The following is a 26,400-nucleotide window of genomic DNA, read 5'->3' as shown; positions in this document are numbered from 1 at the left end:
CCGTGTCGCTGCGCGAGGCCGCGAAGCCCGCGCCCACCGCCGCAACGACGAGCCCGCACGTCTTGGCAGCGACGCCCGCCTCCGCTACCGTCTTGGGAACGCTCCCATGAACTTAGATACATCAATGTGATCAGGAGGAAACACGTCGTGGCTATCCTCTCCCCCCGGCGCCGTAGATCGGTGGCCCTCAGTGTGGCGGCCATCGCGGGCACCGCCGCCGCCAGCATCTGCTACGCCGTCGGCGGCGCGTCCGCCGGCACGGTGTCCGGGTCGCTCTACCGCGACCCGAGTTCGGCAGTCGTCCGCTGGGTCGCCGCCAACCCCGGCGACTCGCGTGCCGGCGTCATCCGCGACAAGATCGCGAGTCAGCCGCAGGCCCGCTGGTTCGCCAACTTCAACCCGTCAACCATCCAGTCCGAGGTCTCCGGGTTCGTCGGCGCTGCCAACGCGGCGCAGCAGATCCCGGTGCTTGCGGTGTACGAGATCACCAACCGGGACTGCGGCGGGGCCAGCGCCGGTGGCGCCCCGGACCTCAACCAGTACCAGACGTGGGTGTCGAACTTCGCCCGAGGTCTGGGTAACCAGACGGTCCTGATCATCCTGGAGACCGACTCGCTCGCCCTGCAGACATGCCTGAGCAGCAGCGAACTCAACGCCCGCAACCAGGCGATCTCGACTGCCACCCGGACCATCAAGTCGGGCAACCCCAACGCCAAGGTGTACCTCGACGCCGGCCACTCCACCTGGAACAGCGCGGGTGAGACGGCCAACCGGCTCCGGGCAGCGGGCGTGCAGTACGCCGACGGCTTCTTCAGCAACGTGTCGAACTTCAACTCGACGTCCAGCGAGGCGAACTTCGGCCGGGCGGTCATCTCCGCCCTCAACGGCATGGGCCTCTCGGGCAAGCGCCAGGTCATCGACACCAGCCGCAACGGCGGTGCCAGCGGAGACTGGTGCGGCGACGACAACACCGACCGGCGTATCGGGCAGTACCCGACGACGAACACCGGCGACAGCAACATCGACGCGTACCTCTGGGTGAAGCCGCCGGGCGAGGCCGACGGCTGCCGCTACACGGCTGGTTCGTTCCAGCCCGACCTGGCCTACAGCCTGGCCAACGGGGTGCCGAACCCGCCGACGACCGCGCCGCCGACGACGGCCCCGCCGACCACGGCTCCGCCGACCACCGCTCCGCCGACGACGGCCCCGCCGACGACCGCTCCGCCGACCACCGCGCCCCCCACCACTCCGCCGCCGACCGGTAACGGCTGCTCCGCGTCGGTGGCGGTCAACCAGTGGTCCGGCGGATTCACCGCGAGCGTGACGGTCACCGCCGGCTCCGCGGACATCAACGGCTGGACCGCGACCATCACGCTGCCCAGCGGCACCGCGATCACCGGCACCTGGAACGCCCAGGCCAGCGGCACCAGCGGAATCGTCCGGTTCACCAACGTGGGCTACAACGGACACGTCGGCGCGGGACAGTCGACCAACTTCGGCTTCCAGGGCACCGGCACCGGCCCGGCATCGGTCATCTGCGCAGCCAGCTGACCCCCCCGAGGCGACGGCCCGGCGTGGAGGACCACCCTCCACGCCGGGCCCGACCTCGTGCTCAGTGGCGGCCACATCGACGCTGGCACACCGGCCATCGTGGCCCGGCGAGCGGCCGCACCGGTGCGACCTTCGGCGACACGTCGTGGACCGTGCCCGGCGGGGTGGTCGTGATCCAGGAGCCCGATGGAACAAGGGGATCAAGCGTGAGCTGCGCGATGTCCGACCGGTGGTAGCTGGGCATCGATCCGGGCAGCCTCATCGCCGCGCCTTCTCCTGCGGGACATCTCGTGGCAGGCGAGCAGGGCGAACGCCGCGGCCGTCAGCAGGCCACCGAACAGCGGGATGACTCGTATCCCGGCCGTCGCCAGCAGGCCCGCGCCGATGAGCGAGCCGGCCGCGAGGCCGACGTTGAACGCGACGCTGAGACCGGCCGACGCCATGTCGGTGGTCGACGGGGCCACCTGCATGATGCGGTGTTGGATTCCCGCGATCAGCGAACTGAACGACATGCCCGCCACGGCGAGCAACGGGATCGTCAAGGCCTTGCTCGTGCCGAGCCCGTAGAGGCCGAGCATCGCTGCGGTGATCAGCCCGAGCAGACCCAGCACGACACCGAGCGGGAACCGGTCCAGCACCCGGCCGACCGCCCAGGTGCCGACGACGCCGAACGAACCCTGCACGAAGAGCAGTACGCCGAGAGACGCCGCGGCGAACCCGCTGACGTCGAGGAGGAAGACGGTCATGTAGGTGAACGCCCCCATGGCGCCGGTGACCACGAGAATGGTGGCGACGAGGAGCACCACGAAGCGGTGCCGGTCCGGCATCGGCCCGACGTCGCCCGCACTCTCTTGCGGTGTGACTCTCGGCAGGAGCAGCGCGACCGCGATGCACGTGACGAAGCCGAGGACGGCCATGGCGACGAAGGCGGCCCGCCACCCGGCCTGCCCGCCCAACCAGGTGCCCACCGGCACGCCGAGCACCGGCCCCAAGGCGCTGCCGATCGACAGCCGCGCCACGATGCGGCCTCGGATGTTCGCGGGGAACATCGAGATCGCCACCGGAAACACCACCGCCCAGAAGACACCGTTGGTGGTCGCGGCCAGCAACCGCGCGGCGAGCAACACCTCGTAGGAGGTGGCGAAGGCCGACACCGCCGTCGCCGACGCGAACACGCCGAGGGCGCCGGCGAGCAGTGGGCGTCGGGGCACTCGCCGGGTGACCCGGGTCAGCGGGAGCGCCACGATCATGACCACCACGGCGTACCCGGTCACCAGCAGGCCGGCCTCCGACCTGGACCGGCCCAGGTCTGGCGCGATCAGCGTGAGCAGCCCGATCGGAAGCACCTCGGTGGTGACGTAGCAGAACGTGGCGGCGGACAACGCGGCGAGGGCATAGATCGCGCGTCGGTGGTGCGCCATTGGCTACCTCCAAACCTCGAAGCCGCTACGCGGGCGCTGTGCAGTGAACGCCCGACCACGCTGCCGAGCAGTGATTGCAGGCCCGTCCGCGTGATGCCGGCTAACTGGGCTTTGACGGTAGCATGTGATCATCGAAACATCTCAGCGTTTCCTGTGTGGAAACTGTCCTGCGCTCATGCCGTGGCGGCCTCGGTGCGCGCACCGGCCACGATGGAGCAACCGCCTTCGGCGGGTTGGATGGTAGCCTTGCTCGCATGCCACCCGATGTGTGCCAGTTGCCGTTGGTCGGCGGGCACCCTGCACTCGATCTGGCCAACACCCTCGAACGAGGGGGCTCGTCGCCGCACGACTTCCTGTCCGACAGCTCCGCCCTGCTGCGCTGGTCGGTTCTGGCGGGCGTGATCAGCGACGCTGAGGCGGACCAGGTCGGCCGGGCGTGGGGCGACGAGCCCGCGGCGGCACAAGCGGGCCTGGTCGCCGTGCGGGACATCCGTGAAGGGCTGTACCTCGTGATGCTTGCGGTGATCACCGACGCGGACGGTGGTACGTTGGGCGATCCTGTCGCCGCCCGCGCCGCGCTGGTCGCCCTACACCAGCGCTGGTCCAGCGCCGCCGCCCGCGCAAGATTCGTGCTCGACCCGTCGCGGGTACGGCTGGCGTACGGCACGGTGCCGGCCATGCTGGTGCCCGACCGGATCGCCGAGGCCGCCCGCGACGTCATGCTGAACGCCGACCTGACCCGGGTGCGCCGCTGCCCGGTGCGCGAAGGTGGCTGTGGCTGGCTGTTCCTCGATCAGAGTCGCAACGGCTCCCGTCGCTGGTGCCGCATGGCCGACTGCGGTAACGCGGTGAAGGCGCGACGGCTCACCGAGCGCCGTCGCGCCGCCCGACCCCCGCTCGGTTGACGCGGACCGGCATCGATACGCGCCGGTACCATTCGGGAACTACCCCTATCGAACGGGATTGCCGATGTCCTGTCGGGACTCGTCGTGAGCGGTGCGGTGGTCGGGCAGGTCGCCGTGTGTGTGGCAGTCACCGTGTTTTCCGGCGGGATGTATCGGCTGGGTTCGGGGCTCCGGCCGATTGCAGTTGCCGTGTGGGTGGCGCCGGTGCCGCTGCTCGTGCTCGCGCCGAGGGTCCCGTGGATCGCGGCGGTCACCGTGGCGGCTGGTGCCTGGCACATCGGTCAGCTCGGGCTCTGGTCGTACTACACGCGTGATGTGAAAATGCCCAGCCCGCTTGTCGCGGTGCAGTTCGTCGGCGGCGCCGCAGGGGTCGCGTCCATCGTGGGGCTCGCGCGGGCGCACCTCGTCGGCGGTCACGTCGCGATGGCCGCGCTGGCCCTGCCCGTGGCGTGGGTGGCAATGGAGTTTCTCGTGGCGCGCGGATCGCCGCATGGTGCGTGGTGGAGCCTGGCCTATTCGCAGGCGGACGTTCCGACCATCACCCAGGTGGCCTCGCTGACCGGGGTCTGGGGCATCACCGCGTTGCTCGTGCTGCCGGCCAGCATCGCCGCTGCGGTGACCGCGCCAGTGGGCCCGGACGGCGAACGGGTGGTGGTGCTCTTCGTCGCCGCGACACCTGTCGCCGCACTCATCGGGTACGCCGCCCGGCGCGGCAGACGCGCCGTGGTCGGGGAGCCCACACACGTCGGACTGGCCGCAGTTGAACAGCCCGATGGGCCGGTGCCGATCGACTCGCCGGACGGCACGGTACTGCTGGCACGGTATATCGAGCGGGTGCGGCTGCTCGCGGGTCGGGGGGCCGGTGTCATCGTCCTGCCCGAGCTGACGTTCAGCGTCGACGAAGCCCGGATGGTTGAACAGATGCGGCCCCTCGCGCGGGCGGCGGTCGACCTGAACGTGGACGTCGTGGTCGGCGTGGCACGCCTAGCTGAGACCGGGGCGGCCAACGTCGCGGCGGTGTTCGGCGCCGGCGGCGACCCACCAACCATGTACGAGAAGCATCACCTCGTGCCGGGGTTGGAGGCCGCCTACCGACCAGGTCGCGACCTGCTCCACCTGCCCAGTGACCGGCGCATCGGTGTGCTCATCTGTAAGGATCTTGATTTCCCCGGACTGGTTCGCGCCTACCGGCGAGGTGGCGCGCAGATGCTGCTCGCGCCGGCGTGGGACTTCGCCCGTGATGGTTGGTTGCACAGCCGGATGGCGGTGGTGCGAGGTGTGGAGTCGGGCGTCGCAGTGGCACGCGTTGCCCGCACTGGCCGAGCCACGATAAGCGACGCGTTCGGCAGGGTCCTCGTCGATGTCGACACCTCCGAGGACGAGACCGTTGACGCCACATTCGCGCTGGCCGCGACCCCGACCGTCTACAGCCGAGTCGGAGACTGGTTCGGGTGGTGCTGCGTTACAGCTGCGGTCCTGACCACGGTGACGCTGATCTGACGCAGGCGGCCACCGGCCTTATCCGTTTTAATCGATCTCTACGTGCGGCCTGTTACCACCGCCGCCGTACCCACCGACGGTCGGCTCTTGATGTATCGCGCGACACCACCACCGCGCACCGGCTTGGCGTTCATGCCGCTGCTGGATTGGCACCGCAGCCCGGACTCCACCGGCGCCGCCGGTCTCGGGAGGCGACGCTGCGTTAACAGGCGGCCGTCCGACGAAACGACGTCGGCTTCCGGATCTGCCGGGAAGCGGATGTTGGGCAAGTGGGCGCTTGGTGCAGACCGCTACGCTGCGCACCTGAGTTGTGAACTCGACTCTCGACCTCCCAGGCTCTGGGGGTGGTGGTGCCGGTCGTACTTGGGCCATACCCGCTGTGTTTGCTGTGCCAAAAGACCAACGGCGGTCTGATCGCCGTTAGACACCGCCAGATTCACCTCCGAGCTCACGGCAAGGAGGCGTGTGTGGATGGCGGGCTTGCCGGACTGCTGGCCAGCTTGTGGGCGGTCTGCGACACGCGGAGCTGTTGCGAGAACGACGGCGGGCGTGCGTACGTCGTACCGACCGCGGATACCTGTGACGCGGCAGTACGTCTGCTGACCAAGCTTGGACTGCACCCGACGGTCCTCGACGGGACCATCTATTTCCAGACGCCCAGCTCATTGCGGTTGGACGACGTTGACCAGGTACGACGAGTGCTCGAACAACCAGGCGGTGCACGCTCGCGCTGGCGGGTGAACGAGAACGGGGTGTTCGAACCCGTCCGACCTGTCGACGGGTCTGCCGTCCCTGACGCCTGAACATGAGGAGCGTCTGCCGCGTTCCGTGCGCGGATGTGTCTGCGATGGGGTAACCGGGCGTAGTCGGACAGAGTGCTCCGCCTGAGTGGCGAGGGGCCGGTCATGAGGCGGTCGAGGCCTCAGTCGTAGGCAAGGTCCATCCTCGCGCACTACGACCGCGTGTCATGCCGGCGTCGTCCATTGTCCGGGCCACAAACCGACACCCGTGACTGATCTCGAAGTGCCGCAGCCAGCAATGCATTGGGTATCGCCCCGGACCGGCGTCCGTCGGATGTCCTCGACAGCACCCGCCCACTGGCCCTACTCAACATCACCCGACGACTGTGCCAGGGCCCTGACTGGCATACATGTCGCCGGGGCTACTGCAGCCGGTGGGGGTCCGGTGCCGATCGTGCGGGCCGCACGATCGCGATTGCCGCTTCGAGGACGCTGTCCACCTCCAGGTCGGGACGGCAGGAATGTTCGTTCCACCGCCGCCCACGTCGCACCCAGGCAGTCCGCAGACCCGCCCGCACGGCCCCACAGATGTCTTCGACAGGCGCATCGCCGATCATCCATCCATCCAGCGCGACGCCGCAGCGGCGCGCAATCTCGACGAATATGCGCCGGTCCGGCTTGCGGATTCCAAATTCCTCAGCTACGCATAGTGCGTCGATTAAGGGCTCCAGGCCGACCCTTGCCAGCTTTTCCGCCGTCCGGACCTTGGATCCGTTAGTCACCACACCGATCCTCCACCTTGCGTCGCGTAGAAGGGTTAGTGCGTGGATAGAGTTGGCGTCCGGAAGGTAGCAAGAGGCGTAGTTGGCCATGTACCAGTCCTGGAGTTCCTTAAGGCTCATCCGCATGCCCGGCAAAGCCTGCACAACTGCGAGGAATTCGCGGCGTGGCATCTCTCCTTCGCCGTCCGCGTCGACGATTGCCTCCACCGCACTTTCGGGCAAGCCCTCGTGCCGGGCGAGCAGCTGCGCCCAGCGCCGCATTGCCGCGGAGCGGTCGACCAGCGTGTTGTCCAAATCGAATAGCGCGAGCATCAGAGCCCTCTTGGCGCTTTCCGTAGCGACCCAGAGACCTCAAGCACGGAGTTGGCAACAAAGCGGCGCTGTCCGAACAGCCGGATCACTGCGGGATTCTCCAGCTGGCTGAGCTCATCAGAACTACGGCATGCAAAGACTGCGCTGCGCCGCGAGTGGCTAGTCATGTTGCGTCCGACGCTGTGAAAGCACAAGCAGTTGAGCAATAGCACCCCTCCGGCAGGCATCTCCAGGGGAAGCTCCTGCCCTCTGAGGTGGCGGTATTCGTCATGTTCATCGGCCCAGTTGCCGCCGCCATCGTTCGACTGTGGGCCGACGTAAGGCAGCCGGTGGGTGGCCGGAACCACGTGGGTACATCCGTTCATGACGGTCGCCGGCTCTAGGTAGAAGAAAACGGCCACGAGTGGCTGGGACCATTGTTGGATGTCGCGGTGGAGCCGGAATGGGATATCGTCGGCGTTGTTCAAGGTCGCGTGATTGTGCCGGTTCAGCACGACGTCCACGGCCGGGCCGAGGACTTGTCCCAACGGGCCTGCGACATGCTCGTGGCGGAGGGCTTCGAGGAAGACCTCGTGGCGTTCGAGCAGTGCATCCAGCCGGCACGGCTCTCCCCGGTGGTTCACTCGGTACGGCGGCACGGCACGGGCGAAGTGGTCGTCTATCACAGACCGCATCCGGTCGACCAGCGAAGCCGGCAGGCCGGTGGGTAGCCGTGCGTAGCCTGCGGCGTCGAAGAAGCGTGCGAGATCGTTCATGGCTGGCCTCCGCCCGTAATCTCCTGGGTGTCGTCGTCGTCCCACATGGCTTGGAACTGGCTCCTGAAGCGCTCGTACCACAGAGGGTCGCTCGACCGCGCAAGGAGGAATCCGGGACGCCACGAGGACGGCTGCCGCCATGACCAAAACCAGATGTAGGCGTGCGCGGTTTCATCGTCGGGGTTGAAGAAGTACGCGGTGAAGGGCGGCATGATGTCGTACGCCCGTAGCTGGAGGCTGTCTGCGGTGGCGTCTGAAGCCGAGCGGATCGCATGGAATGTCGCGATTCCGCTGCGATGCTGATGCCGCACCGATCCCGGAGATGCCTTTGGGGTGGAGCTGCGCCGGTTCGCATCCAGGACAGCCAGGCCCTCTGGGTCCTGCATTAGCACCCGGACGCGACCGCCCGACTTGAGGATCCGGCCAATCTCCGCCGAGTAGGCGACCGCCATCCGGTTGTGACCAAAGCCGCACATGTCGACGGCATGCGCCGTCTCCCACGACGCCGCAAAACGCGGGCTGTTGCGGACGTAGTCCTCGGCGAAGAACGTCAGGGCGCTCACCGAATTGCCGCGGGAGCCTCCAACGTTCTTGCCGTCCAAGGCGGAGAATGGTTCGAGCTCGGCGGCCGGGCGGGTGCGCATCAGTAGCTGCAAAAGAGCGAGATCCGCGCGATGGCGGACGTTGCGCGAGCTGCCGATCCACTCGTGGTCGATCGTGAAGTTCTCGGCGCGTTCCAGCCAGTTGAAGTTGCCAAAAGCGCGATCGATGTTGAAACACAGCAGTAGCAGTTCCCGCTCGTGCGGAGGTGACTTGTCGATGAGCTGCCTGAGGTTGTCCAGGCCGCGTCGGAGTTCGCTCTCTGTGTCTCTCTCGATACGCAGCATCCGCTGTTTGACGTACGCGGATAGATAAGAGAGGTCATCGGGCCCAGTGATGCCTCTACCTCTGCGCAGGCGTTGAAGACTGTCGAAGTCCTCCCCGAAGCCCTGCGCCTTGGCCAGCACGGCCACATTGACCCTCATTCGGCCACGATACGGCAGTTCGCTCGTGTCCAGTGGTGTCCAGCGGGCGCCATGGAACCGCCATGACGGGCTGGTGCCGCGTCCGGTGGCTTGGGCAGGGTTTGGCTAACAACAACCGATGGGAGGTCTGTCATGACGCCATCGCCCGGCCCGCTCATGACCGTCCGCACCGCCCTCATCCTGCTCCTGACGCTCATCACCGGTCTGCTCGCTGGCGGCATGTCCTACCTCGTGGACCACTCGGTCCCGTCGGCGGTGCTCGTAGGTGGCGGCACCGCCGGCAGCGCCCTCCTGCTGTTCCACTCCGTCATCGAACCGTGAGCATCGAGGGTGTCAGGGCTGACAGGTCTCCGCCCCGTGAGTGGCTGAGCCGTCGGGAGCAGCTCTAGGAGAGCGGGACCTGCCGCCGAAGGCCGCGCACGAGATGCCGCGGCAGGTCCTCGATTCTGTGCACGGTGGAGACGTCAGCGTCAGGGGCCGAGTCAGCGGGTGCGTCCATCGGCTCGTGCTCGACCACGGTGATGGCCACACCACAGCAGCCCGGCTCGCCGGTGGCGCGGATCGGTCCGATGACGAGCTGCGCTCGCCTCAGGGATCGGCAGCGATCTTGAGCTGGTCAGCTATGACGTCTGCAGGGCAGAGATGGACGGGCGTCCCTTGTTCCAGGCCGAAGACGAACTGGAGCACTGCTATGCGGGCCCGGACCCCGCCTTAGCTCGGTCGCTAGGTCACCGGTGTTTCGGCGGCGTGAACCAGATGCCAGCCCTTGGGCACGTGCCCGCCAGACCGCAAAGCATGGATCAGCCGATGCCAGGCCGCCCTCACCTCTTCAGGCGGATCCAGAACCTGCACAATCCCTTTCGCCTCCGGCGAACCGGGGGAATCTCAGGGGCGGATGCCAGTTGCCGACCGCCTCGCCGTGTCTGGTGGCCCCGCAAGAGACCCGGTAGTTTCAGCTGTCGGGCACTTTAGCTTTCGTCCATGGGGGATGTCGGTCACGTGTCGCAGCTCGAGAAGCTCGCCGGTGAACTCCGCGCGTTGATGGCCGGGGTCGAACGCGCGCAGGGGTTGGCAGCCGCCGCGGACAGCCAGGCGCAGGAGGTGGCGCTGCGGGCTGCGGGCGCGGGCTTCGTCGCCGTCGCGGCGGGTGTGGCGCGGTTGCGCAACGCGATCACGGGCATCCAGGGCGGCCTGGGGAGTCTCGCCGGTTCGATCAGTGAGGCGACGAAGGCCACCGCGGCGGTGCCGAACGAAGCCACCCCCCAGGAGACGATCGCCGGGCTGGCGCCCGTGCAGAGCGCCGTGGACGCCGCTCGTGACGCTGCGACCGGGGCCATCACCGGAGTCGGTGAGGCGCAGCAACTCGTCGCCATGGTCCTGCAGGGTGGGCAGCCTGGGCCGCTGTTGCAGGCGTTGGAGGCCATCAAGCAGGTCCTGGTGCTGATGGTTCAGCGCACTGGCGGGGCCCGGCAGGCCGTCGAAGCGGCGATCGCGCAGGCCCGGCAGTTGGGGTCGTCGGGAAACTGACAGGGGCTGGCGGTCATCCACCGGCCAGCCCTACCCCTTTCGAGCACGGTGACCCGCCGTCGACACCTCATGCCGCCGGCGACGCCACATCTGCTGACCGCGGCCACGGCACGCCCTGGACCAGACAGCCAACCGGTGTCCCGGGCGGGACGCCGACCGGTCCGAAAACCAGAATTCCACCCCGGTTGGACGACGAAGGCCGGCGTCCGTTGGAGCTCGAGAACGAATGCGCCGATATAGTCGCCAGCAAGAGCTACCGGGTCCACCAGAACCCCACCAGGCAGGAGATCGCCGACGCCCGGCTCCGTACCGGCGACTCGGGCAACCCGAACAAAGACCCGGATTACTTGATCGAAGGTCACGTGTTCGACTGCTATTCGCCCACTCTCGGCAAGCCAGTGCGGGGCGTCTGGAGCGAGGTCCGCGCCAAGGTCGACAAGGAGCAGACCCAACGCGTGGTGCTGAACCTGCACGACTGGCACGGAGACCTCGCGGCCCTGCGGACACAGTTCGACACCTGGCCCGTCGAGAGGCTGAAAGAACTCGTCGCGGTAACGACGAGTGGCGCGATCGTGCAGATCGTCCGTCGAGACTGAGGAGAGGCGCAGAGATGGCTGTCGAGTTCAGGTTGACCCTCGCCGGTGACCTGCCCCTGGACCACGTGGCTGATCTCGTGGCGGCGGACGCCGCCGAGAAGCCCAAGCCGAGCGGCACCAACCCGCGGCTGTTCAGCGCTCGCCTCTACGACACCCGCGGGTACGCGCTGACCGTCTCCTCAGGGAGCCAGGGTTATTTCGATGCCGAGGCCGACGACGGTGCCCGCTGGGAGTGGGAGCCGGAGACGTACGTCGACATCGACTTCTCCATGCGGGCAGACGACGTGGTCGACAAGGGGATCCCAAACATGATGAAGGCCGTGGCCCGGGTGTTGGCCGCCCGGCAGGAGGACGCGGCGCTGGTCCAGAACGGCAACTGGCTCCTGCTGACCCGCGTCGGAGGCAAACTCCGCAGACACCGGCCTACCTGGTGGAGCCACTACGGCATAGACGACCTCATCACCCAATGAACCAGCCCAGCGCCGGTGACCCGCTGACGAACGAAGCCGCTTCGACCCCGCCGTCCGTGCGCGACGTCGACGTCGCCTCTCTCGACTCGACGGACCTGACCCGTTACAAGGACGACCAGTCACCGCGCGGCTGACTGCGACCTGGCCAGAATCCCCCTTGGGAGGCGGTGCCTAGCCGGCGGAGCGGGCAGTCCAGATCATCTTCCATGATGCGCGCGCTGTGTGCTCTCCAGCGGATGGCAACCCGGGTGAACCGGTGCCAACGCGGGTCACCGCAGCTGGTCGCCGGTCGCAGACCGGGGTTCGTGTGCTCAGAGGTGGCCTTGGGCTGGGAGAACGGCCGCCCGGGGAACGCGGTGAACCCGGGCCACTCCCTGCCGTCCCTGGTGAACCCCAGGTCGCTAGACTGGGCCCTCGCGCCCTCGTAGCTCAGGGGATAGAGCATCGGTTTCCTAAACCGTGTGTCGCAGGTTCGAATCCTGCCGGGGGCACCTCGAAGATCAGCCAAAGCGCCACCTGACCTGCGGATACGCTCGCACGTCGATCGGTTTGGCACGCGCAGCCCTCCACGCAGATGCTGCATTGATGGATCAACCGCAAGTGCGAAGCGACAGGTTGTGGCAGCGCGCTGACCGGTCGGGAGCAGGTCAGGGCGTGTAGGTGGTCTCGGCGACGGTCTCGGCGATGCGGGTCAGCCAGTGCCTGTCGTTGGCCTGGGATTCCGGACTGGAGTGGCGGCTGAGGATGCTGGACAGAAATGCGGCGACGTCGTCGAGCTGCCGCTCGGCGCGGTAGTAGCTCAGCATGGTCTGGTCTGGTTCCAGCGGTCCGTAGCCTCGGCGGAAGAGCTCCGCCCGGTGCGCGTTGACCGGGTGGTCGCCGAAGTCCTGGCTGTAGACGAACATCAGGTCCCGCTCGCGCGGTGCCAGGATCGGCGCATCCCAGTCCACGACGTGCAGCGGACCGTCGCCGTCAGCGAGCAGGTTGCCGGGGTGGATGTCGGCGTGGCAGATCACGTGGTGCGCGTGCGTCACTCGGGAGGCGAGCTCATCGACCGTTGCCGACAACCGGTGCAGCGCCGCACCGTACCGGTCCCAGAAGGCGCCGAGGGCCTCGCTCGCCGCAGCCTGCTTCCCGAGGACGCGTAGCCGCTCGCCCGCGTTCGATCGGTAGGTCTCGACCGGCAGGACCCCGGCGAGGTCGGCGCTCGGCCTGACCGCGTGCAGCCGACCCAGGAACTCGCCGTACTCGACCCACTGACGGTCGGTGAGACCGCGATCCCACAGACTGCCGCCGTCGTGGAACGGATAGAGCAGCAGCTGGTAGTGCCCGAACCCGCGACCGGCTCCGCCCTCGGGAAGGTCGATCGGCGCGACGACCTGCCGGACGCCCTGCGCTCGGAGAAAGCGGGGCAACAGGACTGCTGCCTCGGTGAACTCACCGCGGCGCATCTTCAGGAAGTAGCGCTCGCCGGTAGCCGTGTCGACCCGGTACGCCCACGCACTCTCGTCGAGCCCGACCGGCAGAAAGACGAGGTCGGTGACGTCCACGGCCCAGGCGGCGGCCACCTCAGCGGCCAGCAACCGCTGGTCGACGCGAGGCTTGTCGAACATCGACGGAGCGTCGCAGAGTGCAGTCCGGCCGGCAACAGATTTGCCATCGGTAGGCGGATTCAGCGGAAAGCGTCCGGCTCGCGGCCGGAACGGCTGTCGACAGCAACGTCATGGGACGGCGGCGCTCTGACGAGCGTTGGGACGGTAATGCTGGCCCGGCCGCTGGGCCAGCATTACCGTCGGCCGCATGCCCGAACTGATCCTGCCGACCATCGACCTGCATGCTGCCTTCCTGCGGTGCCGCGACGACTGGGGCCCCGGCGTGCACGAGGACGGCTTCGGTCTGGGCGCTGACGACGACGTGGATTCGCCGGATGGCTTCGCCGACTGGGTGCGTCAGCGGACCCGGCTGGCCCATCCCGCCGGAACTCCGTGCCCGGACGAGGAGCACGGCTCGCCCCGGTGGATCGTCGCAAACGGTCAGGTTCTCGGTGCAATCGCGCTGCGGCACACGTTCGACGACGCCCTCGGGCAGATCGGCTACGGCGTACGCCCGTCCGCGCGTGGACGCGGCGTGGCGAGTTGGGCGCTGGGCGAGATGCTCAAGGAGGCCCGGGCTGCGCTGGGCCTGGACCGTGTCCTTGTCATCTGCCTCGCGGACAACCTTGCCTCGGCGCGAACCGTCGAACGCAACGGCGGTGTTCTTGACGGCATCCGCGACACCGGACATGGCCCGGTGAGGCGCTACTGGATCAACCTGGTGGGGTGATTCCGCCGGTCAGGGGATGATGACCACGCCGCCGCGTACGCCGCCCTGGGCGAGCCGTTCGTGGGCGGTGGCCGCGGCGGCGAAGGGGTACACGCCGGCGACCCGCAGCGGGATGTCGCCGCTGGTGACGAGCTTGACCAGTTCTGCCAGCCGGGATCCGTCCGACTCCACCTCCAGCGCGAAGGTTTGGATGCCCCGCACCGGCTCCGGGCGCAGCGGAGGTGACGCGGCCACGTAGCCGCCGCCGTCCCGGACGCGGTCCAGCAGCGAGGAACCGATCACCGCCAGGTCGATGACCGCGTCGTACGTCCCGGTCGGTTCGTCGGAGCGCGACAGGAACGCAGCGCCCAGCGATTCGACGAACTCGCGGTCGTCGGGGCCGGCGAGGCCGGTGGCCCGCAGGCCGGCCGCCCGCGCCAGGGCCAGGACGAACCCGCCGACCTGCCCGGCGGCGCCGGTGACGAGCACTGTCGAGCCCGCCGGGAGCGCGAGCAGGTCGAGAGCCTGGGCGGCGGCGAGGCCGTTGGTCGGCAGGGTCGCCGCCTCGGTGGCGGGGACGCCGGTGGGTGCGGGGGTCAGCGAGGTGGCGTCGAGCACCACGTACTCCGCGTGGGCGCCGGTGGTGGTTTGCAGCCACGGCGAGAAGCCGATGACCTCATCGCCGATCGTGTGCTCGTCGACCGATGGCCCGACGGCGTCGACGGTACCGACCACGTCCCACCCGGGCGTGTACGGCAGGCCGGTCGGCAGCGGCGCCGGGAACCCGCCGGAGCGGACGATGAGGTCGACCGGGTGGACGACGGACGCGGCGACGCGTACCCGCACCTGTCCCGGGCCGGGTTCGGGCGTCGGTACGTCGGCCACGTGCAGGACCTCCGGGCCTCCGAACTCTTCGTAGCGGACTGCGCGCATCGTCGTCTCCTTCGTAGCTGTCGTGATCACCTCGACCGTACGAAGTGGCGGGCACCATAAGGAAGTAGGTACCTTGGAGTACCTAGGGCACCGCAGGAGGGCAAGATGGCGACGACAACGGCGGCGCAACGCCGCGAGCAGGCAAAACGTGATTACGACGCGTTCCTGGAGCGCTGCCCGACGCGGGAGCTGCTGAGCAGGCTCACCGACAAGTGGGTGGCGCTGGTGATCCCGGCGCTTGCCAACGGCCCGCAACGGCACGGCGAGCTCGCCCGCCGCATCGCCGGCATCAGTCAGAAGATGCTCACGCAGACCCTGCGGACGCTGGAGCGCGACGGCCTGGTCACCCGCACGGTCACGGCGTCGGTGCCGGTCCGCGTCGACTACGAGCTCACCCCGCTGGGCCATGAACTGTTCCCGGTCATGATCTCCATCAAGGACTGGGCGGAATCACACATGGACCGGGTGTTCGAAGCCCGAGCCCGATTCGACGCACTCCCCTGAGGAGTCGCGGTCCAGCGGCGACCGTGGGGCGTCCGGGCAGTCACCAGCGGTAGGCCAGGTGAACGGCGAGCGCGGCCAGCACGGTGACGAAGAAGACGGCCCATCCCACGAGATCGCGTGATCCCACCCGGAGGTGGGCGATGAGCGCGCCGACGAAGTAGAGCACCAGCCCCGCCGCGGCGAGCGTCCCCAGCAGCGGTATGGCGAAACCGGCAAGGAGCCCCACGGAGCCGGCCGCCAACAGCAGGCCCAGCACCGGTAGCCAGGACCGTGGCACCCGCTTCATGTCCGCCTGGGACTTGGGATAGTCGTGGCCGATGAGGTAGGTGACCGCGGCGGTGCCGGTGAACACCGAGGCGATGATGGTGACGTCACGTAAGCGGCGAACATGAACCCTCCCTGTGGTTGTCACCTCAGGGACGGGGCAGCTCCGCGAAACGTTACGGGCGCGCGCTCAGCAGAAAGCGGTGCCCTCCGGGTCATCCCGGAGGGCACCGCTTCGTCGCAGGGTCAGAGGAACTTGTACATGTCCGCGGAGGCGGGCTCGGTGTCGCCGGCGGGCGGCGCGGTCACCGAGACCTGCTCGCCGAAGCCGCTCATCTTCATGTCGGTGACGAGATCACCGACGCTCTTCGTGGCGATCGTGTAGGAGAGCGCGGTGAGCCGGCCGTCGGCGTCGACTGTCGCCTCGAAGGGGACCGCCGCCGGGTCCTTCGCCAGCTTGGCGGTGGACTTGAGGCCGTCGCGCATTCCACCGTCGGTGCCGGCGGCCTCCGCGGCCTTGTTCAGGTCGGCGGTGCCGCTGTAGCGGCCGGGGCTCACCTCCTGGGCGGTCACGATGCCGCCGATGATGCCGGTCTGCGCCTTGAGGTCGAACGACTGGCGCAGCGAGCTGGTCGGCCGGAGCTTGTTGAGGTCGATCTTCATCCAGGGCTTCTCGCCCTCGAGCGAGTCCGACTTGATGTAGGCGGCATCGCCGATCAGCCGGGCCTCGATCGGCTCCGGGGCGTTCCCGGTGACGTGGATCGCCTTGGCGGCGGGGTCCATCTTGCCGCTGAGGGTGATCGACTGGTTGCCGGCCTTGACCGAGGCGTCCATGGTGACCGTGCCAGCGAGACTGCGGTCCATGGCCTGCCGCACGGCGGCGACCGGTTCGACCTTGGACGTGGCGGGGGCCGCGGAGGGCCCGGCCCCTCCGGTGTTGTCACCGGAGCTGGTGCCGCAGCCGGCCATAAGGGCGGCGGCGAGGGCAATCGAAAGGGTAGGGATCAGTCGACGCATAGACGTGACCCTAACCGCCTACCGCTACCCGATTTTCACGAGTGGCGGACGCCGCGCGAACAGGCCGAGGCGACAGGTGCAGGAGCCGGACGGTTTTCAGCTGTCCCGCTCGGCTGAGAACCCGGTCGACGAGGCCGTTGTCCCTCGTGCGAGCTACCCGCAAGTGTCCACCGCACGGTGACGATTCCTGACCGGCGGCTCCATAGCGTTTGACGTGGCCGCGGCGCTACCGCCGGGGACCTCGTTGAAGGAGTCATCATGCGCCTGTTGAAGCAGCTCGTGGCCGTTGCGGCGGTCGCCTTCGTCGGTGGTCAGGCCATCGTCGCGGTGGAGGGAAACGACTTGCTCACCCTGCTCCTCGGTCTGTCGACGGCCGTGGTCGCCGTCCTCGTCTACGGGTGGGTGGTACGGCGTACCGAACGTCGCCCGGTCACCGAGTTGGAGCGGTCCGGGGCAGGCGCTCGGATCACCCGAGGACTTCTGATCGGGTTCGCGATGTTCGCGGCGGTGATCGTCAACATCGCCTTCGTTGCCGACTATGACATCGACGGACTGGGGTCGGTGACCGGCGCGGTGGCGCTGCTCGGGTTCATGGCCGCCGCCGCCGTGACCGAGGAGTTGATGTTCCGGGGTGTGCTGTTCCGGATCGTCGAGGAGCGTACGGGCACCTGGATCGCGCTGGCGCTCACCGGCGCGGTGTTCGGCCTGATGCACCTGTTCAACCCCGACGCCAGCGTGTGGGGTGCGATCTGCATCGCGGTCGAGGCCGGGTTCATGCTCGCGGCCTGCTACGCCGCCACCCGCAACCTGTGGGTGCCGATCGGCCTGCACTTCGCTTGGAACTTCGCCGCCGGCGGTATTTTCAGCGTGGTGGTGTCCGGGAACGGCGAGTCCGAGGGCCTGCTGGACACCTCGCTGTCGGGCCCGGCCCTGGTCACCGGCGGCGACTTCGGACCGGAGGGCAGCCTGTACACGGTGGCGGCGGGTGTGGCGCTGACCGTGGTGTTCATGTGGCTGGCTCGCCGCCGGGGTCACATCGTTCCGCGTCGCCGCAAGGCGGTCGTCGCCGAGCCGGCGCCGGTTACGGTTTCCTGATGATCGACCTTCGGATGGTCCCGGGCTCGTGGCGGCGGTGGCCCGTCACGGTCCGGGATCTACCGTTGGCGCTGCTGCTCGCTCTGGTGTCGGTGGTGCCGCCGCTCCGCAATCACGGTACGCAGCTCGGCGACCTGCCGGGGCGTCCCTTCGACGCGCTGACCGTCGCGGTGATCGCCCTGGAGTGCCTCCCACTCGCCGTCCGCCGGCGCTGGCCTGCCCTCTGCCTCGCCCTGGTGTCGGTCGGTTTCGTGATCGACCAGCTGCGCGCCTATCACACGGTGGCGGGCTCCGCGTTGGCGATCGCGCTGCTGAGCGCGGGGGCACATGTGCAACGTCATCGACGTGCCACCATGGTGCTGGGCTCCGCCGCGTATGTGGCGCTGGCCGTCGCTCTCGACCGACAGGGGTCGACCGAGGGCGTGCTCGGCTTCGCCACGTTCTACCTGTTGCTGGTCCTCGCGTGGGGCGTCGGCGCGTGGTTGCGGGAGGCCCGGGCCGTCGAAGCCGAACGCCGTCGCCATGTCGCGGCGACCGCCCGCGCCGCCGAACGCACCCGCATCGCGAGCGAACTCCACGACATCGTGACCCACCATGTGACGGCGATGGTCGTGCAGGCCGAGGCGGCCCGCTACCTGACCGCCGCCCCGGAGCGCCTCGACACGACCCTGACCGCCATCACCGACACCGGCCGCCGGGCCATCACCGATCTGCGGCACCTGCTCGACCTGCTCAACCCCGACCACAGCACCGACCCGCGTACGCCGGCCGTGGGCGAGCTGCACGCCCTCGTGGCGCAGACGCGGCAGGCGGGTCAGCCGGTGGATTTCACCGAGGTCGGCAGCCCCGCGGAGACGACAGGCGGTGCCGAGGTGGTCGCCTACCGGGTGGTGCAGGAGGCGCTGACGAACGCCCTCAAGTACGCGCGCGGCAGCCGCACCACTGTTCACGTACAGCACGGCGAGAGGGAGACCACTGTGCAGGTCAGCACCGAGGGTTCGGGTTCGTACTCCGAGGGTCCCGGCGGGAGCGGGCGTGGCCTCGCGGGACTGCGCGAACGGGTCGACGTGCTCGGTGGCGACTTCAGCGCGGGACGGCAGGCGGACGGCAGCTTCGTCGTGCGTGCCTGCATTCCCACCGGCAGCCCGTCATGACGACGCCGATCCGGGTGCTGGTCTGCGACGATCAGGCGTTGATCCGCACCGGCTTCGCGACGATCATCGGCGCTCAGCCCGATCTCGAGGTGGTGGGTGAGTGCGGCGACGGGCGTGCCGCGGTCGACCTCGCCAGGCGGCTGCATCCGGACGTGGTCGTGATGGACGTACGGATGCCGGTGCTCGACGGCATCAAGGCGACGCGCCTGCTGGCCGGTGCCGGGGTGGCCCAGCCCGTGAAGGTGCTGGTGGTGACGACGTTCAACCTCGACGAGTACGTGTACGAGGCGCTGCGCGCGGGAGCGAGCGGGTTCCTGCTGAAGGACGCCCCGCCGACCCAACTGCTGCACGGTATCCGCACCGTCGCGAGCGGTGCGGCACTGCTGGCGCCCGAGGTGACCCGACAGCTCGTTGGCAGGTACGCGGCGCGGATCCGCCCCGCCGAGGGCACGCCGGACGACGTCGGGCTGACCCCACGTGAGCTGGAGGTGTTGCGCCTCATCGCGGATGGCCTGTCCAACAGCGAGATCGCCGCGACGCTGGTGATCAGCCAGGAGACCGTCAAGACGTACGTGTCACGCATCCTCACCAAGCTCGACCTGCGCGACCGGGTACAGGCGGTGGTCTACGCCTACCGCGCGGGCCTGGTGACGTAGGAGTCCGACGTCAGTCCGCCGGCAGTTGATCGGCCCGGGTGAGCACCCGGTCGACGAGGCCGTACTCCCGGGCCTGCTCGGCGGTGAACCAGCGGTCCCGGTCCCAGTCCCGCTGGATCTCGTCGAGCGTCCGTCCACTGTGCTCGGCGATCAGCTCCTGCATGGTCCGCTTCACGTGCAGCATGTTCTCGGCCTGGATGGTGATGTCCGAGGCGGTGCCGCCCATCCCGCCGGAGGGCTGGTGCATCATGATCCGCGAGTGCGGCAGCGCGTACCGCTTGCCGGCCGCGCCCGCACACAGCAGGAACTGCCCCATCGAGCCCGCGAACCCGAGCGCCAGCGTGGCCACGTCGTTGCGGACGTAGCGCATCGTGTCGTAGACCGCCATTCCGGCGCTCACCGAGCCACCCGGCGAGTTGATGTAGAGGTAGATGTCCCGCTCGGCGTCCTCGGCCGCGAGCAGCAGGATCTGCCCGCAGATCTGGTTGGCCGACTCCTCGGTCACCTCGGTGCCGAGAAAGACGATCCGCTCCCGCAGCAGCCGCTCGAACACCTGGTCACCGAATGTCGGTTGCCCACTGTCCCGCATCTGTACGCCGTACCCGATCATTCGTCGCCGCCCTCCGCCGTGCCGGCGGGCGGGGGAACCGCCCGGGGGACCGGCACCTCCAGCCTGCGGCGGTGACCGGCGGCCAGCCAGGGATTCTGCCGCCGGCAGATCCGCCGACGGCAGAACCCGGCGGGCCTACACCAGGGTCAGCCGCCGCCGGCCCGTCAGGGCCCGGCGGCAGGCCAGCATCTTGGAGGTACGCGGGCCGGGGCGCCCGGTCGGCGCGGAGGCGATCAGCCGGACCCGCAGCCCCGCCCCGCCGACTGTCGACCCGACCGGCGATGCCGGACCGCCGACGTGCAGGATCGGCCCGCCCAGCCGCAGCACCGGCCCGGCCGGCTGCCGAACGGGGGCCGGGACGGCGGCCACGGGTGGCGTGGACCCACCCGGCTGGAAGCCGATCCGGAAGGTTGTACCGGTCTCGGCGCGCGCCGAGGGCACCCGCTCCAGCCGGGCCAGCGCGGCCCGGGGTGCGGCGGGGAGGCGACGTTCGACGCGGCGCAGGTCGTCGCGGGCCGCTTCGAGCAGGTCGGAGAGTTGGATGCCGAGCGCCCGGCAGATCGCCGCGAGCACCTCCGAGGATGCCTCCTTGCGGCCGCGCTCGACCTCGGACAGGTAGGGCACGGAGACCCCGGCGGACGCGGCCACCTCGCGCAGTGTGCGGCCCTGGCTCTGGCGCAGCCGGCGCAGCACCCCGCCGATCACTCGTCGCAGCAACGACATGCCGACCTCACTCTCGCGGTCGTCGGAGGAACACCTCCATCATGCCGGTTGTCGGACCGGTCGGCGGTCCCGTGCGGTCGCGCGCCGCAGCCGTCCGCCGCTCGTCACGGATCCCGGCTGCCGGCCCGCACCGGGCTCGGTGGTGTCGTCCAACAGTGGCGTGCCGGCGGCGGTGCGGTGTCCGCTGCGCGACCCGGGCGTGCGGCGTGCGGCGTACCCGCTATGTTGTGCTCGTGCAGGCGACGGCGGCGGAGCAGGTTCGACGGTGATCCATTTTCCCGCGCAGCGCCGGGGCCCGCTGAGCGCGCTGAGCCTTCGGCTCGCGGCCGCCCTGGGTCTGGTCTTCGCCGTGGTGGCGGCGGTCTATCTGGACCGGGACGGCTACCGCGACGTCAACGAGGACGGCCTCACCCTGCTCGACTGCTTCTACTACGCGGTCGTCTCGCTCTCCACGACCGGTTACGGGGACATCACCCCGGCCGCGCCGTCGGCCCGGCTGGTCAACGTCCTGTTCGTCACCCCGGCCCGGGTGCTCTTCCTGATCATCCTGGTCGGCACCACCCTGGAAGTCCTGACCGAGCAGTACCGGACCGGCCGTCGCCTGTCGCGGTGGAGGAGAGTCGTGAAGGACCACGTCATCATCTGCGGCTACGGCACCAAGGGCCGCAGTGCGGTCAACGCCCTGATGGAGAACGGCCTGGACAAGTCGAGGATCGTGGTGGTGGAGCGCAGCAGCGCCGCCCTGCGACAGGCCACGTCGGCCGGGCTGGTGGCGATCGAGGGGTCGGCGACCCGGTCGTCGGTGCTGAACGAGGCACACGTGCGCAACGCGAAGGCAGTGATCATCGCGACCGACAGTGACGATGCCTCGGTGCTGGTGGCGCTGACCGTACGGCAGCTCACCGCCGGGCAGGTCCGGATCATCGCGGCGGCGCGGGAGGCGGAGAACGCCCCGCTGCTCAAGCAGAGCGGCGCACACCACGTCATCGTCTCCTCGGCGACCGCCGGCCGGCTGCTCGGCCTGTCCACCTCGGCGCCACCGTTGATCGACGTGGTGGAGGACCTGCTCACGCCCGGGCAGGGCATGGCGCTGGCGATGCGCTCGGCGGAGCGGGACGAGGTGGGTCGCTCGCCGCGCGAGCTGGATTCCCTCGTGATCGCCCTGGTGCGACGCGGCAAGGTGGTCACCCTGGCCGACCGGGCCGGTGCGGTGATCGAGACCGGCGACATGCTGGTGCACGTCCGCGACGACCGCCCGCAGTCCACGGCGACTGTCTGACGCTGGCACGTCAGCAGGCGTCGGGCTCCTCGATGAGCGCTTCGCCGCAGCTGATCGGTGTCGTGGTGGCGGCCCGCCTGAGCAGCTCGTAGAGCGTTTCCCGCTCGGCCGGCTCCAGCGCCCCGAACACCTCGTCCTCGGCGCCCGCGAGGGCGCATTCCGCCTCTTTGAGGCGTTTCGCACCATCTTCGGTGAGTTCGACGACGTGTCGGCGGCGGTCCTGGGGTGACCGTCGCCGCTCGACCAGGTCTTTCGCCTCGAGATCGTTGAGCAGCCCGACGATGTTGGTGCTGTCCATCTCCAGGGTGCTGGCGAGCGCCTGCTGGCTGGTGCCGCCGCCCGCGCGCAGCACCGTGAGCGCGACCAGGTGTCGGGGCCGCAGGCCCAGTGGCGCGAGCACCGACTCGGCCCGCAGTCGCATCCGCCGCGCCAGGTGATCCAGCAGGGCTCCTGAGCGGTGCTCCGAGGGATCCAGCGGTAGGGCGGACATGTGACCCAGTCTACCGAGCCGTCGGAACATCTGCCTGCTATAAATAGTTGGCGCTACACAGACGATCCTTGGAGGAGAAATCATGAACCTGCTGCATATCGATTCGAGCATCCGGGGTGACTGGTCGGTCAGTCGGCGGCTCACCGCCCGTGCCGCCGCGGCCTGGCGCTCGGCACACCCCGACGGCACGGTGACCTACCGTGACCTGGGCGCCGAGCCGCTGCCGCACCTGGACTCGGAGGGCGGGCTGGCGCGGATGACGCCGCCGGAGCAGCACACTCCGGCCCAGCGCGAGTCCTGGGAGCTCAGCGTGCGGTTGGTCGACGAGGTGAAGCAGGCCGACGTGGTGCTGCTCGGGCTGCCGCTCTACAACTACGGGGCGCCGAGCAGCGTGAAGTCCTGGGTCGACCACCTGATCGTCGCCGGCCTCACCTACGACCCGACGACGCAGGAGGGCCTGCTCAGCGGCCGCGAGTTCGTGGTGCTGGCCACCCGGGGTGGCGGCTACGGCGAGGGCACCCCGCGACACGGCTGGGACCACGCGGAGCAGTGGCTCCCGCACGGCCTGTCGATGACCGGCCTGGAGCCGCGTTTCATCAGCACCGAGCTGACCCTGGCCCCGTCGGTGCCGGCGATGGCCGAGCTGATCCCGCTGCACGAGGCGAGCCTCGCGGCGACCGAGAAGGAGATCGACAACCTCTGGCTGCCGGCCTCCGCCCAGCGCTGAAGCAACGCCGGAACGACGAGAGCGGCCGCCCCCGAACTGGGGACGGCCGCTCTCGTCAGGTACGCCGAATCAGAGGATCGTCCAGGTGTCGCCACTGCCCAGCAGACCGGCGAGCTGCTGCTCGGGGGTCTCGGTGACCGTCGCCTTCGCCGCCGCGAGCTGGCCCTGGACCACGCTGTCGTAGGACGGCCGGTCCACCGACCGGAACACCCCGATCGGGGTGTTGCGCAGGTCCAGGCCGGGCAGCCGGGACAGCGCGAAGGCGTACGCGGGGTCGGTCACCGTCGCGTCGTGCACGACGATCTCCTCCGGGCGGACCGAGGCGGTCTCCCGGACTTCCAGGCCGAACGCGCCGGGCGGGTGCACCACGCAGAACCGCCCGTCCGCGCCGAAGGTGATCGGCTGCCCGTGTTCGAGGCGGATCAGGTAGTCGTCCCGGGTGGACGGGTCCTTGAGCTGTTCGAACGCCCCATCGTTGAAGATGTTGCAGTTCTGGTAGATCTCCACGAAGGCCGAACCCTCGTGCTCGGCGGCGGCCCGCAGCACCGACTGCAGGTGCTTGCGGTCCGAGTCGATGGTCCGACCGACGAAGCTGGCCTCCGCGCCGAGCGCGAGCGAGAGCGGGTTGAACGGGGCGTCCGCCGAGCCGGCCGGGGTCGACTTGGTGACCTTGCCGACCTCGGAGGTGGGCGAGTACTGACCCTTCGTCAGGCCGTAGATCCGGTTGTTGAACAGCAGGATCTTGAGGTTGACGTTGCGGCGCAGCGCGTGGATCAGGTGGTTGCCGCCGATGGACAGCGCGTCGCCGTCACCGGTGACCACCCAGACCGACAGGTCCGGCCGGGACACCGACAGGCCGGTCGCGATCGCCGGGGCGCGGCCGTGGATCGAGTGCATCCCGTACGTGTTCATGTAGTACGGGAAGCGGGACGAGCAGCCGATCCCGGATACGAAGACGGTCCGCTCGCGGGGGATGTTCAGCTCCGGCATGAACTGCTGGATGGCCGCCAGGATCGCGTAGTCACCGCAGCCGGGGCACCAGCGCACCTCCTGGTCGGACTTGAAGTCCTTCGCGGTGAGCTTGAGGGCGACGGGCTCAGACATTCTTCAGGACCTCTTCCAGCGTCGTCTCCAGCTCGGCGGCCGTGAACGGCAGGCCGCGGACCTGGTTGTAGCTGATCGCGTCGACCAGGTAGCGGGCCCGGATGACGTGGGCCAGCTGGCCCAGGTTCATCTCCGGGATGACCACCTTGTCGTAGGAGCGCAGCACCTCACCGAGGTTGGCCGGCATCGGGGCCAGGTGCCGCAGGTGCGCCTGGGCGATGGACAGCCCGCGCTGGCGGACGCCACGGCAGGCGGCGCCGATCGGCCCGTACGTCGAGCCCCAGCCGAGCACCAGCACCCGCGCGTCGCCGTCCGGGTCCTCCACCTCGATGTCCGGCACCGGGATCGTCTCGATCCGGGCCGCCCGGGTGCGGACCATGAAGTCGTGGTTCGCCGGGTCGTACGAGATGTCACCGGTCTTGTCGGCCTTCTCCAGCCCACCGATGCGGTGCTCCAGCCCCGGGGTGCCGGGGATCGCCCACGGCCGGGCCAGGGTCTCCGGGTCACGCAGATACGGCAGGAAGGTCGTGCCGTCGTCGCCGTTGGGCCTGGTGGCGAACTCGACCCGCAGGTCGGGCAGCGACTCCACGTCGGGCAGCAGCCACGGCTCGGAACCGTTGGCCACGTAGTTGTCCGACAGCAGGATCACCGGCGTGCGGTAGGTCAACGCGATCCGCGCCGCCTCCAACGCCGCGAAGAAACAGTCCGACGGCGACTTGGGCGCGATCACCGCGACCGGCGCCTCGCCGTGCCTGCCGTACAGCGCCATGTTGAGATCGGCCTGCTCGGTCTTGGTCGGCATGCCCGTCGACGGCCCGGCCCGCTGCACGTCCACGATCACCAACGGCAACTCCAACGCCACCGCCAGGGAGATCGTCTCGCTCTTGAGCGCCACACCCGGCCCGCTGGTGGTGGTCACCCCGAGCGACCCGCCATAGGACGCGCCCAGCGCCGCGCCGACCGCGGCGATCTCGTCCTCGGCCTGCATGGTCAGCACGCCGAAGCGCTTGTGCTTGCTCAGCTCGTGCAGGATGTCCGACGCCGGAGTGATCGGGTACGCCCCGAGGAAGACCGGCAACCCCGAGCGCACCCCGGCGGCGACCAGGCCCAGCGAGAGCGCGGCGTTGCCGGTGATGTTGCGGTAGGTGCCGGGATGCATCTTCGCCGGCTTGACCTCGTAGCGGACCGCGAAGTCCTCGGTGGTCTCGCCGAAGTTCCAGCCGGCCTTGAAGGCGGCCACGTTCGCGGCGACCAGCTCGGGACGGGCCGCGAACTTGCGCTCCAGAAAGCGCAGGGTCGACTCGTACGGCCGGGAGTACATCCAGGAGAGCAGACCGAGGGCGAACATGTTCTTCGACCGCTCGGCGTCCTTCTTGGACACCTCGTACGCGGCGAGCGCCCCGACCGTCATCGACGTCAGCGCCACCGGGTGCACGACGTAGCCGGCCAACGAGTCGTCGTCCAGCGGGCTGGTCTGGTAGCCGACCTTGGCCAGGTTGCGCCGGGTGAACTCGTCGGTGTTGACGATGATGTCCGCGCCGCGCGGCAGGTCGGCCAGGTTGGCCTTGAGCGCGGCCGGGTTCATCGCCACCAGCACGTTCGGCGCGTCGCCCGGCGTGAGGATGTCGTAGTCGGCGAAGTGCACCTGGAAGCTCGACACACCGGGCAGGGTGCCGGCGGGAGCCCGGATCTCAGCGGGGAAGTTCGGCAGCGTGGAGATGTCGTTGCCGAGCTGCGCCGTCTCGGAGGTGAACCGGTCGCCGGTCAACTGCATGCCGTCGCCGGAGTCACCGGCGAACCGGATGACCACCCGGTCGAGTTGACGGATCTGCTTGGTCACTGTGCCACCTTCGTTCGCGACTGCGGGCCCGCAAGCGCTGTCGTTCCTCCCCCAGAGCCTACGTCGAACGGACCCCCGACCCTCCCCGGAGGTCCGCCGACTGAGACCCGATCGACCCG

At 69.2% G+C, this 26,400-nt stretch carries 28 protein-coding genes and 1 tRNA gene; 16 read left to right on the top strand and 13 right to left on the bottom strand.

The window, feature by feature from the left end; translation table 11 throughout:
- Window positions 1–147 precede the first annotated feature (147 nt).
- Complete coding sequence (locus AB0B97_RS05135) at window positions 148–1,551, top strand: glycoside hydrolase family 6 protein (protein ID WP_357490783.1); 1,404 nt, start codon at window positions 148–150, stop codon at window positions 1,549–1,551.
- Window positions 1,552–1,751: 200 nt separating this feature from the next.
- On the opposite strand, the gene AB0B97_RS05130 is transcribed toward AB0B97_RS05135, so the two are convergent.
- The gene (locus AB0B97_RS05130) at window positions 1,752–2,972 is read right to left on the bottom strand and encodes an MFS transporter (RefSeq protein WP_357490781.1); all 1,221 of its coding nucleotides are present in this window, start codon (window positions 2,970–2,972) and stop codon (window positions 1,752–1,754) included.
- A 254-nt stretch (window positions 2,973–3,226) separates the two neighbouring features.
- Between AB0B97_RS05130 and AB0B97_RS05125 the strand changes: the two genes are divergently transcribed.
- Window positions 3,227–3,877, top strand: a complete 651-nt coding sequence (locus AB0B97_RS05125) for a CGNR zinc finger domain-containing protein (protein ID WP_357490779.1) — start codon at window positions 3,227–3,229, stop codon at window positions 3,875–3,877.
- A 96-nt stretch (window positions 3,878–3,973) separates the two neighbouring features.
- Window positions 3,974–5,377 (top strand): nitrilase-related carbon-nitrogen hydrolase, encoded by a 1,404-nt coding sequence (locus AB0B97_RS05120; RefSeq protein ID WP_357490777.1) that lies wholly within the window; start codon window positions 3,974–3,976, stop codon window positions 5,375–5,377.
- A gap of 1,162 nt (window positions 5,378–6,539) precedes the next feature.
- Here AB0B97_RS05120 and AB0B97_RS05115 read toward each other — a convergent pair.
- The 3 genes from AB0B97_RS05115 to AB0B97_RS05105 are packed head-to-tail and all read right to left on the bottom strand — an operon-like array spanning window position 6,540 to window position 8,991.
- Window positions 6,540–7,211: an HAD family hydrolase gene (locus AB0B97_RS05115; RefSeq protein ID WP_357490775.1), complete on the bottom strand. Its 672-nt coding sequence runs from the start codon at window positions 7,209–7,211 to the stop codon at window positions 6,540–6,542.
- Window positions 7,211–7,966 (bottom strand): phytanoyl-CoA dioxygenase family protein, encoded by a 756-nt coding sequence (locus AB0B97_RS05110; protein ID WP_357490773.1) that lies wholly within the window; start codon window positions 7,964–7,966, stop codon window positions 7,211–7,213. Before AB0B97_RS05110 ends, AB0B97_RS05115 begins: the two co-directional genes overlap by 1 nt.
- A complete protein-coding gene (locus AB0B97_RS05105; protein WP_357490771.1) occupies window positions 7,963–8,991 on the bottom strand; it encodes a DUF5919 domain-containing protein in 1,029 nt (342 codons plus the stop codon). The genes AB0B97_RS05110 and AB0B97_RS05105 overlap by 4 nt, the downstream gene beginning before the upstream one ends.
- Window positions 8,992–9,123: 132 nt before the next feature.
- Between AB0B97_RS05105 and AB0B97_RS05100 the strand changes: the two genes are divergently transcribed.
- The 6 genes from AB0B97_RS05100 to AB0B97_RS05075 all read left to right on the top strand — a co-directional run bounded on the left by AB0B97_RS05100 (window position 9,124) and on the right by AB0B97_RS05075 (window position 12,075).
- Window positions 9,124–9,312 carry a hypothetical protein gene (locus tag AB0B97_RS05100; RefSeq protein ID WP_357490769.1) on the top strand — a complete coding sequence of 63 codons (189 nt, stop codon included), beginning with the start codon at window positions 9,124–9,126 and terminating at the stop codon, window positions 9,310–9,312.
- A gap of 678 nt (window positions 9,313–9,990) precedes the next feature.
- The gene (locus AB0B97_RS05095) at window positions 9,991–10,518 is read left to right on the top strand and encodes a DUF6244 family protein (protein WP_357492030.1); all 528 of its coding nucleotides are present in this window, start codon (window positions 9,991–9,993) and stop codon (window positions 10,516–10,518) included.
- 185 nt (window positions 10,519–10,703) lie between these two features.
- A complete protein-coding gene (locus tag AB0B97_RS05090) occupies window positions 10,704–11,114 on the top strand; it encodes a hypothetical protein (protein ID WP_357490767.1) in 411 nt (136 codons plus the stop codon).
- A 14-nt stretch (window positions 11,115–11,128) separates the two neighbouring features.
- Window positions 11,129–11,584, top strand: coding sequence for a SitI3 family protein (locus tag AB0B97_RS05085; RefSeq protein ID WP_357490765.1), 456 nt, complete (start codon window positions 11,129–11,131; stop codon window positions 11,582–11,584).
- The gene (locus AB0B97_RS05080; RefSeq protein WP_357490763.1) at window positions 11,581–11,718 is read left to right on the top strand and encodes a hypothetical protein; all 138 of its coding nucleotides are present in this window, start codon (window positions 11,581–11,583) and stop codon (window positions 11,716–11,718) included. Before AB0B97_RS05085 ends, AB0B97_RS05080 begins: the two co-directional genes overlap by 4 nt.
- A 284-nt stretch (window positions 11,719–12,002) precedes the next feature.
- Window positions 12,003–12,075: transfer RNA gene (locus AB0B97_RS05075), tRNA-Arg, on the top strand.
- Between the two features lie 156 nt (window positions 12,076–12,231).
- Here the strand turns inward: AB0B97_RS05075 and AB0B97_RS05070 are convergent.
- The gene (locus AB0B97_RS05070; protein ID WP_357490761.1) at window positions 12,232–13,197 is read right to left on the bottom strand and encodes an aminoglycoside phosphotransferase family protein; all 966 of its coding nucleotides are present in this window, start codon (window positions 13,195–13,197) and stop codon (window positions 12,232–12,234) included.
- A 187-nt stretch (window positions 13,198–13,384) separates the two neighbouring features.
- Between AB0B97_RS05070 and AB0B97_RS05065 the strand changes: the two genes are divergently transcribed.
- Complete coding sequence (locus AB0B97_RS05065; protein WP_357490759.1) at window positions 13,385–13,906, top strand: GNAT family N-acetyltransferase; 522 nt, start codon at window positions 13,385–13,387, stop codon at window positions 13,904–13,906.
- A gap of 9 nt (window positions 13,907–13,915) precedes the next feature.
- Here AB0B97_RS05065 and AB0B97_RS05060 read toward each other — a convergent pair whose 3' ends face one another.
- A complete protein-coding gene (locus AB0B97_RS05060) occupies window positions 13,916–14,818 on the bottom strand; it encodes an NADP-dependent oxidoreductase (RefSeq protein WP_357490757.1) in 903 nt (300 codons plus the stop codon).
- 105 nt (window positions 14,819–14,923) lie between these two features.
- Between AB0B97_RS05060 and AB0B97_RS05055 the strand changes: the two genes are divergently transcribed.
- The gene (locus AB0B97_RS05055) at window positions 14,924–15,322 is read left to right on the top strand and encodes a helix-turn-helix domain-containing protein (RefSeq protein WP_234584306.1); all 399 of its coding nucleotides are present in this window, start codon (window positions 14,924–14,926) and stop codon (window positions 15,320–15,322) included.
- Window positions 15,323–15,362: 40 nt separating this feature from the next.
- On the opposite strand, the gene AB0B97_RS05050 is transcribed toward AB0B97_RS05055, so the two are convergent.
- Entirely contained in the window at window positions 15,363–15,674 is a 312-nt protein-coding gene (locus AB0B97_RS05050; protein ID WP_357490755.1) for a DoxX family protein, read from the bottom strand.
- 158 nt (window positions 15,675–15,832) lie between these two features.
- Window positions 15,833–16,603 carry a hypothetical protein gene (locus tag AB0B97_RS05045; RefSeq protein ID WP_357490753.1) on the bottom strand — a complete coding sequence of 257 codons (771 nt, stop codon included), beginning with the start codon at window positions 16,601–16,603 and terminating at the stop codon, window positions 15,833–15,835.
- A 258-nt stretch (window positions 16,604–16,861) separates the two neighbouring features.
- On the opposite strand from AB0B97_RS05045, the gene AB0B97_RS05040 reads away from it, so the two are divergent.
- The 3 genes from AB0B97_RS05040 to AB0B97_RS05030 are packed head-to-tail and all read left to right on the top strand — an operon-like array spanning window position 16,862 to window position 19,508.
- Window positions 16,862–17,698, top strand: a complete 837-nt coding sequence (locus AB0B97_RS05040) for a CPBP family intramembrane glutamic endopeptidase (protein ID WP_357490751.1) — start codon at window positions 16,862–16,864, stop codon at window positions 17,696–17,698.
- Window positions 17,698–18,852, top strand: coding sequence for a histidine kinase (locus AB0B97_RS05035; RefSeq protein ID WP_357490749.1), 1,155 nt, complete (start codon window positions 17,698–17,700; stop codon window positions 18,850–18,852). The genes AB0B97_RS05040 and AB0B97_RS05035 overlap by 1 nt, the downstream gene beginning before the upstream one ends.
- The gene (locus AB0B97_RS05030) at window positions 18,849–19,508 is read left to right on the top strand and encodes a response regulator transcription factor (RefSeq protein WP_357490747.1); all 660 of its coding nucleotides are present in this window, start codon (window positions 18,849–18,851) and stop codon (window positions 19,506–19,508) included. The genes AB0B97_RS05035 and AB0B97_RS05030 overlap by 4 nt, the downstream gene beginning before the upstream one ends.
- 10 nt (window positions 19,509–19,518) lie before the next feature.
- Here AB0B97_RS05030 and AB0B97_RS05025 read toward each other — a convergent pair whose 3' ends face one another.
- Both AB0B97_RS05025 and AB0B97_RS05020 read right to left on the bottom strand, forming a co-directional pair.
- A complete protein-coding gene (locus AB0B97_RS05025; protein ID WP_357490745.1) occupies window positions 19,519–20,118 on the bottom strand; it encodes an ATP-dependent Clp protease proteolytic subunit in 600 nt (199 codons plus the stop codon).
- 135 nt (window positions 20,119–20,253) lie between these two features.
- Window positions 20,254–20,841: a helix-turn-helix transcriptional regulator gene (locus AB0B97_RS05020; protein WP_357490743.1), complete on the bottom strand. Its 588-nt coding sequence runs from the start codon at window positions 20,839–20,841 to the stop codon at window positions 20,254–20,256.
- A gap of 265 nt (window positions 20,842–21,106) precedes the next feature.
- On the opposite strand from AB0B97_RS05020, the gene AB0B97_RS05015 reads away from it, so the two are divergent.
- A complete protein-coding gene (locus tag AB0B97_RS05015) occupies window positions 21,107–22,120 on the top strand; it encodes a potassium channel family protein (protein WP_357490741.1) in 1,014 nt (337 codons plus the stop codon).
- 10 nt (window positions 22,121–22,130) lie between these two features.
- Here the strand turns inward: AB0B97_RS05015 and AB0B97_RS05010 are convergent, their stop codons facing one another.
- On the bottom strand, window positions 22,131–22,610 hold the full coding sequence (locus AB0B97_RS05010) for a MarR family winged helix-turn-helix transcriptional regulator (RefSeq protein WP_234584315.1): 480 nt from the start codon (window positions 22,608–22,610) through the stop codon (window positions 22,131–22,133).
- Window positions 22,611–22,692: 82 nt separating this feature from the next.
- Here AB0B97_RS05010 and AB0B97_RS05005 point away from each other — a divergent pair, with 82 nt between their 5' ends.
- Entirely contained in the window at window positions 22,693–23,337 is a 645-nt protein-coding gene (locus AB0B97_RS05005) for an NAD(P)H-dependent oxidoreductase (protein ID WP_357490739.1), read from the top strand.
- 69 nt (window positions 23,338–23,406) lie between these two features.
- On the opposite strand, the gene AB0B97_RS05000 is transcribed toward AB0B97_RS05005, so the two are convergent.
- Both AB0B97_RS05000 and AB0B97_RS04995 read right to left on the bottom strand, forming a co-directional pair.
- Window positions 23,407–24,441 carry a 2-oxoacid:ferredoxin oxidoreductase subunit beta gene (locus AB0B97_RS05000; protein ID WP_357490737.1) on the bottom strand — a complete coding sequence of 345 codons (1,035 nt, stop codon included), beginning with the start codon at window positions 24,439–24,441 and terminating at the stop codon, window positions 23,407–23,409.
- Window positions 24,434–26,281 (bottom strand): 2-oxoacid:acceptor oxidoreductase subunit alpha, encoded by a 1,848-nt coding sequence (locus AB0B97_RS04995; RefSeq protein WP_357490735.1) that lies wholly within the window; start codon window positions 26,279–26,281, stop codon window positions 24,434–24,436. Before AB0B97_RS04995 ends, AB0B97_RS05000 begins: the two co-directional genes overlap by 8 nt.
- Window positions 26,282–26,400 lie beyond the last annotated feature (119 nt).

The sequence above is a fragment of the Micromonospora sp. NPDC049004 genome, assembly GCF_040649315.1.
Lineage (GTDB): Bacteria > Actinomycetota > Actinomycetes > Mycobacteriales > Micromonosporaceae > Micromonospora.
Note: the sequence above shows the minus strand (reverse complement) of the source record. Positions and strands in the feature narration are given on the sequence as shown.

Coding starts and splice junctions, on each gene's coding strand:
- AB0B97_RS05130 (WP_357490781.1), bottom strand. CDS start 2,972: ATGGCGCACCACCGACGCGCGATCTATGCCCTCGCCGCGTTGTCCGCC.
- AB0B97_RS05125 (WP_357490779.1), top strand. CDS start 3,227: ATGCCACCCGATGTGTGCCAGTTGCCGTTGGTCGGCGGGCACCCTGCA.
- AB0B97_RS05115 (WP_357490775.1), bottom strand. CDS start 7,211: ATGCTCGCGCTATTCGATTTGGACAACACGCTGGTCGACCGCTCCGCG.
- AB0B97_RS05110 (WP_357490773.1), bottom strand. CDS start 7,966: ATGAACGATCTCGCACGCTTCTTCGACGCCGCAGGCTACGCACGGCTA.
- AB0B97_RS05105 (WP_357490771.1), bottom strand. CDS start 8,991: ATGAGGGTCAATGTGGCCGTGCTGGCCAAGGCGCAGGGCTTCGGGGAG.
- AB0B97_RS05100 (WP_357490769.1), top strand. CDS start 9,124: ATGACGCCATCGCCCGGCCCGCTCATGACCGTCCGCACCGCCCTCATC.
- AB0B97_RS05085 (WP_357490765.1), top strand. CDS start 11,129: ATGGCTGTCGAGTTCAGGTTGACCCTCGCCGGTGACCTGCCCCTGGAC.
- AB0B97_RS05080 (WP_357490763.1), top strand. CDS start 11,581: ATGAACCAGCCCAGCGCCGGTGACCCGCTGACGAACGAAGCCGCTTCG.
- AB0B97_RS05070 (WP_357490761.1), bottom strand. CDS start 13,197: ATGTTCGACAAGCCTCGCGTCGACCAGCGGTTGCTGGCCGCTGAGGTG.
- AB0B97_RS05065 (WP_357490759.1), top strand. CDS start 13,385: ATGCCCGAACTGATCCTGCCGACCATCGACCTGCATGCTGCCTTCCTG.
- AB0B97_RS05060 (WP_357490757.1), bottom strand. CDS start 14,818: ATGCGCGCAGTCCGCTACGAAGAGTTCGGAGGCCCGGAGGTCCTGCAC.
- AB0B97_RS05055 (WP_234584306.1), top strand. CDS start 14,924: ATGGCGACGACAACGGCGGCGCAACGCCGCGAGCAGGCAAAACGTGAT.
- AB0B97_RS05045 (WP_357490753.1), bottom strand. CDS start 16,603: ATGCGTCGACTGATCCCTACCCTTTCGATTGCCCTCGCCGCCGCCCTT.
- AB0B97_RS05040 (WP_357490751.1), top strand. CDS start 16,862: ATGCGCCTGTTGAAGCAGCTCGTGGCCGTTGCGGCGGTCGCCTTCGTC.
- AB0B97_RS05035 (WP_357490749.1), top strand. CDS start 17,698: ATGATCGACCTTCGGATGGTCCCGGGCTCGTGGCGGCGGTGGCCCGTC.
- AB0B97_RS05030 (WP_357490747.1), top strand. CDS start 18,849: ATGACGACGCCGATCCGGGTGCTGGTCTGCGACGATCAGGCGTTGATC.
- AB0B97_RS05025 (WP_357490745.1), bottom strand. CDS start 20,118: ATGATCGGGTACGGCGTACAGATGCGGGACAGTGGGCAACCGACATTC.
- AB0B97_RS05020 (WP_357490743.1), bottom strand. CDS start 20,841: ATGTCGTTGCTGCGACGAGTGATCGGCGGGGTGCTGCGCCGGCTGCGC.
- AB0B97_RS05010 (WP_234584315.1), bottom strand. CDS start 22,610: ATGTCCGCCCTACCGCTGGATCCCTCGGAGCACCGCTCAGGAGCCCTG.
- AB0B97_RS05005 (WP_357490739.1), top strand. CDS start 22,693: ATGAACCTGCTGCATATCGATTCGAGCATCCGGGGTGACTGGTCGGTC.
- AB0B97_RS05000 (WP_357490737.1), bottom strand. CDS start 24,441: ATGTCTGAGCCCGTCGCCCTCAAGCTCACCGCGAAGGACTTCAAGTCC.